The organism is Solidesulfovibrio sp. (assembly GCF_029978005.1).
In the GTDB taxonomy this organism is placed as follows: domain Bacteria; phylum Desulfobacterota; class Desulfovibrionia; order Desulfovibrionales; family Desulfovibrionaceae; genus Solidesulfovibrio.
Genome location: NZ_JARKOZ010000020.1, coordinates 1 through 2,865 on the forward strand (window position 1 = coordinate 1; position 2,865 = coordinate 2,865).

Sequence of the window (2,865 nt, forward strand, 5' to 3'; positions counted from 1 at the left end):
TTCGGTCCGCTGCTCGACCGACCTCGCGGTGACCGCAGCCAATCCGCCACACCACGCCGACCGGGGGGACCGGGGGGGATGATCCCCCCCGGCGGGTCCAGGGCAGCGCCCTGGTGGGGTTCGGGGCGAAGCCCCGTCTTCTCCTCCTCCCCTACTCATCCCCCTAGTAAGCCGCCACGGGGAAGTCTTCCACGGTGCCGGGCACGCCGGTGGTCGGAGTCTGTTCGCCCCGGGTGAGTTCCTTGACGCGTTCGGAGATGTAGAGGTCGAGCATCTTGAAGGTGACGCGGCCGGTGCGGCGCGTGTCGGCCTTGCCTTTGACGCCTTCCACCAGGGCCTTGGTGAAAGCTCCGTTTTGCCATTCCGGCTTTTCCAGGGAGTATTGCCGGCCGGTGGAGGCGGCGAAGACGACCGCGCCGTTGCCGGCGCTGGCCAGTTCGTTGATCACGCCGTTGAGGTCCCCCATGCCGCGCCGGCCCGCGCCCATGATGGAGCCGCTGTGGCAGGTGTCCACGAAGAAGAGCGTCTTGCCGGCGATGTTGCGGATGGTCTTCTGGATTTCCAGGAAGGGCAGTCCCGTGGCGCGCAGCTTTTCCAGGTCCGTGTTGGCGGGCAGGAAGTAGTAGTCGCCGTTCTTGTCGTTCACGCCGTGGCCGGCCAGGAAGATCATGGCCACGTCGTGCTGGGTGGTCTGGCGCTCGATCCAGTCCAGGCCTTCGAGGACGGCTTCCTTGGTGGCCGCGCCGTCGGTGAGGACGCGGATCTGCGCGTCGCCGTAGAGGCGGCCCTTTTGCGCGGACATGGCCTCGGCGAAGTCCTGGGCGTCCTTGGCCGGGAATTGCAGGGCCAGCGACTTGTCGGCGTACTGCCCGACGCCGATGGCCAGCACGTAGAGCTTGGCCGCGGGTGCGGCCGGGGCGGCGGCCTTGCCGGCCCACTTGAGGCGCACGGTGGCCGGGGCCGAGGGGCCGTTGCGGTTGTCCGCGGCCACGGAGAGCACCACGTCGCGCTGGGGCAGCGTGACCTTGGACTGCAGCACGCTCGGCTCGAAGCCGCGCCCGGCCAGGTTCGGGTGATCTTCGGCCACGCGCGCGCCGTCGACCAGCAGGCGCACGGCCGTGACATCCTCGCCGCCGGGGCTGCGCACGGCGAACTTGACGGTGGCATCGGGCGAGGTGAAGGCATCGCCCGGGGCCGGAGTCAGGATCTCCACCACCGGCGGCCGGGCCGTCAGCACCGAGGGCGAGCGCACGTCGCCGCCCCGGGCGGCGTTGGCCGCGGCCAGGGCCCGATCTTCGTCAAGGGTGCGAAGCGCCAGGTCCACCACGTCCGGCCGGTGGAAGGCGTCGCGGAAGCGCGAGGCCGGGAAGAAATCGGCGGCGTGTTCCGGGCCGTTGTTGACGTTCCAGCCGATCATGTCTTCGCCGCCCGAGGAGGCGTCGTAGTAGCCGGCCGGGGTCCACAGCACCCAGCGCTTGCCGTCGGCGTTGGGGAAAAACGAGAGGATCTCCTTGCCGTCCTCCATGCGGTACCAGCGGATGGAGCCGTCGCCTATGGCCGCGGCGACCAGGCGGCCGTCGCCGCTGACGTTCACGGCCCAGACCGTGTCCGGGGCCGGCGTCTGCCACAGGGGCCGACCGTCCGCGCCGTAGGCCCGCACGTTCCAGGAGGTGCCGAGCACCAGACGGCGATTGTCCGGAGCGATGGCCAGGGAGTAGGCGGTCTCGAAGTCCTTGAGCTTGAGCGCCTGGCCGTTGAGCATGGGCGTGCGGCTGCCTTCGTAGCCGGTGACGGCGATGCCCGGGGCCTGGGTGCGCGGCGCGGCCAGGTCGGGCGTGGGCGCGTCGAGCTGGCGCAGGTCGCGGCCGGGCAGGGCGAAGCGGTAGGAGCCCTTCTTGGGCGTGGCGGCGTAGGCGATGGTCTCGCCGGTGCGGTCCACGAGGAAATTCTTCGCCGAGGTACGGTAGTCGCGGATGGCCGGGGAGCGGGTCATGCCGAAGGAGCCGTCCGGACGCAGCACGCCCCAGCGCGGCGCGACGGTGCCGTAGGCCACGCCGCCGTCCGGCAGCGGGCAGAGGGTGACCACGGCGGACTTGCCCGTGTCCAGGTCCTGGTACTGCACGAAATCCGAGGGCTTGAAGCGGCGGATGGGGCAGCCCCGGTCCGTGACCCAGCGGCCGGCGGCGAGCAGGGTTCCGTCGGCGGCGAAGGCCACCGAGGCCAGGTTGCCGTTGTCCACGCCGGCGAGGTTCGGCGCGCCGAGGAGGTTCAGGGTCTCGCCGTCGAGCACGGCCACGGAAGGGGAATCGGTGAATCCCACGGCCAGTTGCGCCCCGTCCGGGGAGAAGGCCACGGAAAAGGGGCGCGTGCCGCCGGGGACGCGGGTTTTGGCCAGCAGCGACAGGCCGGTGTCCGTGACGCGGTACAGGCGCACCGCGCCGTCGTAGCAGGCCGTGGCCAGATGGCCCTTGCCGTCGAAGGCCGCGCCGTAGGCCTCGCCGCCGTAGTCCTTGTCGCCGCCGACGAGGGACAGGTCGGACAGTCGCCACACGCGCACGCCCTCCTCGCCCATGGCCGCGGCCAGGTAAGCGCCGTCGTGGGACACGGAAAGGTGGTTGACCACGCTTGGCAGGCCGGTGAGTCGCTTGACCAGCCGGCCGGACTCGCGCTCGAAGATGTAGACGCTGTGGGTCTTGTCCCAGCCGTAGCCGGTCCAGCCGGCGCAGAAGACGTAGCGGCCGTCGGGGCTCATGGCCACGCTGTAGAGCCGGCCCTCGTAGTCGTGGCCGATGGGCGGGCGCAGCACGCGCAGTTGTTCGCCGGTGCGGATGTCCCAGACGCGGCAGGTCTTGTCGTCCGAGGCCG

The 2,865-nt window shown here is 71.0% G+C and carries 1 protein-coding gene; it reads right to left on the bottom strand.

All coding sequences use genetic code 11. From position 1 onward, the window contains the following. Positions 1–163: 163 nt before the first annotated feature. A partial coding sequence (locus Q1K70_RS02145) for a caspase family protein (protein ID WP_300155104.1) occupies positions 164–2,865 on the bottom strand: 2,702 nt, incomplete at its 5' end.